The sequence below is a fragment of the Fulvivirga aurantia genome, assembly GCF_009711475.1.
Classification (GTDB): Bacteria; Bacteroidota; Bacteroidia; order Cytophagales; family Cyclobacteriaceae; genus Fulvivirga; species Fulvivirga aurantia.
The window spans coordinates 1-4,757 of record NZ_SMMD01000624.1; the positions used below are offsets into that span (position 1 = coordinate 1).

6 protein-coding genes are annotated in these 4,757 nt (G+C 38.6%); all 6 read right to left on the reverse strand.

The features are described 5' to 3' along the window. Window positions 1–792, reverse strand: a 792-nt coding sequence (locus E1176_RS05935) for a hypothetical protein (protein ID WP_155209644.1), incomplete at its 3' end; no start/stop codon positions are given. 1 nt (window position 793) lies between these two features. After that, a complete protein-coding gene (locus E1176_RS05940; RefSeq protein ID WP_155209645.1) occupies window positions 794–1,183 on the reverse strand; it encodes an ExbD/TolR family protein in 390 nt (129 codons plus the stop codon). 27 nt (window positions 1,184–1,210) lie between these two features. Next, window positions 1,211–1,888, reverse strand: coding sequence for a MotA/TolQ/ExbB proton channel family protein (locus E1176_RS05945; protein ID WP_155209646.1), 678 nt, complete (start codon window positions 1,886–1,888; stop codon window positions 1,211–1,213). A gap of 7 nt (window positions 1,889–1,895) precedes the next feature. Continuing rightward, entirely contained in the window at window positions 1,896–2,711 is an 816-nt protein-coding gene (locus E1176_RS05950) for an SPOR domain-containing protein (protein ID WP_155209647.1), read from the reverse strand. Window positions 2,712–2,849: 138 nt separating this feature from the next. After that, a complete protein-coding gene (locus E1176_RS05955) occupies window positions 2,850–4,550 on the reverse strand; it encodes a TonB-dependent receptor (RefSeq protein ID WP_155209648.1) in 1,701 nt (566 codons plus the stop codon). Between the two features lies 1 nt (window position 4,551). Next, window positions 4,552–4,757: tetratricopeptide repeat protein (locus E1176_RS20545; RefSeq protein WP_185152656.1), on the reverse strand; the 206-nt coding region annotated here is incomplete at its 5' end.

A 4,757-nucleotide genomic window follows, 5' to 3' on the forward strand; every position in this document is an offset into this window, starting at 1 on the left:
AATTTCTCTTAGTTGTTCCTCGTAGAACTTTGCAACCGCCATAGAAACGCCAGTTTCAGTTATTCTAGTTCTCAGAACTTCACCCTGATCATCTATCCAAAAATCAATTATAATCTGACCATTTTCAGAACTATCATCTTTTTTATTAGGTACTTCATCCCATATCCAACCAACAATACTTAACGCGGGACCCCCACCGCCACCGGCCTGACCATACAGCGCTCTGGAATCTAAGGTACCTTGTTCATCACCCTTGTCACCCTGCTTGTCTATGTTATCGCCTTGATTTGCATTTTGAGGTTTATTATTTTCTCCCTCATTGCCTTTGGCACCGGCAGCAGGTTTTTCAGTTTTCTTCTCTTCAGTAGGTTTCTCTACCGGCTTTGTTTCTTTCTTCACCTCCTTCACCTCAGGTTGTTTTTCAACTTTAGGTGTCTCTTCCACTACATCAGGACTAGCTTGTGTATTTTCGGTGGTCTCAGCTGCTTCTGTAGGTGTATCTTCCACCTCTTCCGTCACATCAACCTCTTCCACCACATCTTCTGTGCTTTCTTCAGGCAACTCTTCAGGAGCTGCTTCTTCATCTACAGGAGTTTCTTCTACAGCAGTCTCGGGCTGCACATTACCAGTTCCAACATCACTTGTACCAAAGTTAAGCTCGATGCCATATTCTGGTATCGGAGGGTCTGGCTCTTTCCAGGCTATAATAAATAAGAAAGCGAGTAACAGCAGCAAATGAAATGCTCCTGATATCACTAATCCCAGTTTCTTATTTCTTTCTTCTTTTTCCACCCTAATTAGGTTTGGTAGCTATAGATACTTTTGCTTCCAGTAGAGTAGCTATACCAGCAACATCTACCAGATGCTCTGTAGCCACACTTTTATCAATATGTAGTACTACTACACCTTCTTTACCCGTAAGCTTGCTTTTAAGTTCCCCTTCAAGCATCCCCTTGCTTACTTTCTTATCATTTACATAATAATCAAGGTCTTTGGTAATAGTCACAGAAACCTTCTGCAACTCTACAGTAGCCGCTTTGCTCGTTGGCAAACTGACAGGCAAACCAGAAGGCGTGATGAATGATGATGTGAGCATGAAAAATATCAACAAGAGAAAGATGATGTCTGTCATGGAAGACATGCTGAACATCGGTTCTACATTATGTTTTGATTTTAATGCCATATCTTATTTGTCTTAGTGCTTTAAAACCTATCTAGGCTCCTGTAATAAATCTATGAAATCAACAGAGTTGTACTCCATCTTGTGCACTACCTTTTGCACTCGAGATACTAGGTAATTGTACCCGATATAGGCCAAAATACCTACGAACAAACCGGCTGCAGTAGTAACCATCGCAGTATAAATACCTTCAGAAAGTAATTTTGGGCTTACAGAGCCTTCTTCCTGAGCGATAGCAATAAATGACTGGATCATACCGATTACAGTACCTAAAAAACCTAGCATAGGTGCTGCACCAGAAATCGTAGCCAACAAGGCCAGGTTCTTCTCCAATTTAAAGATTTCAATCTTGCCCACGTTCTCGATAGAAACTTCAATATTCTTTAAAGGACTTCCTATCCGAGATATCCCTTTTTCTATCATTCTCGCAGTGGGTGAATCATACTGGGTGCACAATACTTTGGCCCCATCGATATCTCCTTGTTCCACGCGATTCCTGATGCCACTCATGAAATCATCAGGTGTTTTAGCAGCTTTATTAATATTTAAAACACGCTCTGTAAAAATATATACAGCCATTGCTGATAATATAAAAATCGGTACCATCATAAAACCTCCTTGTAAAAGGAGGTCTAATATTGATACCGTATCAGTTTGGTTCGCTATGGTTGCCGTATCTTGTGCGGTCGTAATTTGTGTTAATATCATTAATCAATTAGTATTTAATCACCCAAACGCCATCGCCATATTGGCCTTTCAAATCATTAGCTTCTGCTTGCGCATCTTCCCAGGAACCAAAATCGCTTACAGCTATCCTGTGGAATTTGCTCTTTCCGAATGGCTCGATAATGTAAGTTGCTATTCCTTCTTTTTGCTTTTGCTTGGCATAATCCATAGCCAAATCTCCGTCAAGGGCACTAGAAATTACTACGTAATAACGACCTGACCTATCAGAAATTGTTTCAATGGTACCAAGTTTAGGCTTAGATGCTGCCTCTGCCGCTGCTTCAGCTTCTCTTTGAGCTGCGAGCTCTTCCTGACGCTTACGTTCTGCTGCAGCTTCAGCCTGCTGTCTTCTCCTGATTTCTTCTTGTTTTTGCTTTTCAATCTTTGCTTTTTCAGCGGCCTCTCTTTTTGGAGATTCAAAACCAAACCACCATATCAGACCACCAATTGCTATAAGCACAAGAATAAGTAAAATGACTTTTGGACCATTATTGGAGTCATCTTTAGGCGGTGTGTAGCTTCCAGGTACATACTCTTGTTTTGGTGGAGTTTGCTCAGCTTCGTGATCTATACCTTCTGCAGCATATACTTCCTCACTTTCGTATGCCGGAGCTTCCTCTTGCTCTGTTGTTTCCTCCTGCGATTCAGAAGTCTCAGACGATTGCTCTTCTTCCTCATCACGGTCGATAGGCTCATAATCTACATCCGGTAAGCCAAAATTATCATCTGCCTCATTAAAATCACCCTGAGCATCCTGGTTTATATCGTCTTCTCTTTCTTTATCTTCTTTTTTCTTCTTAGCCATAGTCGTGGTTATCTGTTGTTTTTAAAACCAATAAGTGTTACAAAAATAATCTAAATTTTCAGTGTGGCAAATCAACTAAAAAATGCGTTATCCCCACAATATAGGGAAATAATGTTAATTACAAATCTGCCTAATGGTTTAAAAACTATAGGTAAACCCAGCCATAAACTGCAGTTTTCTAGAAGGATAACGATAGTACAACTCGTAACTCTGACTAAAAATATTATTAAACTCTACAAAAGCTGACACTTGTTTTGATATCAGGTACTCACTTTTAAGGCTTAAATCAAGAGCCGGGTCAAGTGATATCTCCTCATTATTTACGAGATCAATAGCTTTTATGCCACCGTACATGTAGAATTCTGCATTAAAGAGAATTTTATCGTAAAGATTATAAGTTGACAATATAGAAAGCTGATAATTTGGCCTATGCCACGCTTCTCCACCTATCTCATCGCTAGCGTCATATCCCCAATAATCTCCCCTGAATGTGGTCCTTAAAGACTCATTATTAAGCGTAAGTTCTCCGAAAAGATTAACCACCGCTGTATTTTCAGTATCATATGCTACTAAAAAGCGTGACTGATCTGATGGGTCATTTATAAAATAATGGAGGTTTCTATAGTTAGCCAAACTAAGACCGGCTGTAAAACCTATGTTATTATTGACTTTACCGTTTATTCCACCGTAAAAATCAAATGTCTTATTGTTGTGAAAAATGGGCTGATTGAATTTAATAAAAGGATTTTGACTGACAATATCGCTCAAAGATTGTCTTTCTATATCTCCTCTAATGCCTGCATATACCTCAAAAACACTTGACAACTCATAACTTGCTTTTGCCAAAGGATAAAAATGAAGATCATCAGAAGAGCCTAAGGTATCATCTTCGTATACCGCATTAAAACCTGCTTCGATATCAAAACCAGCTATTTTGAAACCAACAATTGGACTTATACCGAAAGTATTTCGAGTAGTTTCTATTAACTGATCCTTTCTTGACAAGACCATCACATCTGCATTAAGTTTTACATACGCATCGTCACTTAGCTCGTAACTGGTGCCAAGATCGGCTCCAAGCTTACCTTCACTTGCCTCATAGTCATCAGTAAGGTAATCATAAGTAACGCCCAGTTTATACTGCAGCTGATCAGACTTGTTTGTGTTTTCGATTGCAGTCTGCAGAGAAAAAGTATTATAGACTTGTTTTATTGAATCGGCATCTATCTCTGCACCCTCATCATAACCATAGAAATGATAGTTTCTTCTATGATAACCGACATCACCACTCAAAGTAGCTTTTTTACCAAACGCCTTACCAAATAAATCCAGATCAAATCTCCCTGATCCTGAATTTTCATCATCGACTGGCCCGTTCTTAGAATTAAGAAAATTTACGTGAGCACCATAAGTATATTGATTACTTCTTTTGCTATTTACAAACCCTTCAAAGTAAGGTGTAACATAATTTCCGAATCCCGCCTTTACATAGTTGCCATAAAATTTTTCTAATCGCTCATCTTTAATTCTGAGTGGTCTCATTTTGAGATCTAATGATGGTATTTGAAAGTTTATGGTGTTGTAAAAATATTGCAAATCGCCTACTCTCGGCTCAGTACTTACCGGTGGTATTTTTTGAAAATTTCTATTCGCTTTTGGTAGATTGATCTCACGATCTTTTACAATTTCGATTTCTACATCTTCAATTTCTCCATCGTTTTCCCAATCCTCCTGAGCGTTTGACTGGGTAGAAATCAGCATAAAAATGATCATCAATGGCGCAATTAATCTCAATAGATTTCCTCTATGACCATAATATAATTTACTACTATTCAGCATATTAATTATCAAATATTAAAGTATCAGATTCAGAATTTTGATCTTTCCCTTCCAGCGATTCTATCTGCTTCAGTTTATCCTTGGCTTTAAGTTTATATTCCTCAACCGGAAACTTTTCTATAATAGACCTAAGGGTACCTTTAGCCTGAAAGTAATCTTCAAGAGCCACATAGTTATCGGCAAGCAATAAATAAGATTTTCCTACCC

What these genes read in the sequence shown, in the direction of transcription:
- E1176_RS05955 (WP_155209648.1), bottom strand. Translation starts at nt 4,550, where the DNA reads ATGCTGAATAGTAGTAAATTATATTATGGTCATAGAGGAAATCTATTG.
- E1176_RS05940 (WP_155209645.1), bottom strand. Translation starts at nt 1,183, where the DNA reads ATGGCATTAAAATCAAAACATAATGTAGAACCGATGTTCAGCATGTCT.
- E1176_RS05945 (WP_155209646.1), bottom strand. Translation starts at nt 1,888, where the DNA reads ATGATATTAACACAAATTACGACCGCACAAGATACGGCAACCATAGCG.
- E1176_RS05950 (WP_155209647.1), bottom strand. Translation starts at nt 2,711, where the DNA reads ATGGCTAAGAAGAAAAAAGAAGATAAAGAAAGAGAAGACGATATAAAC.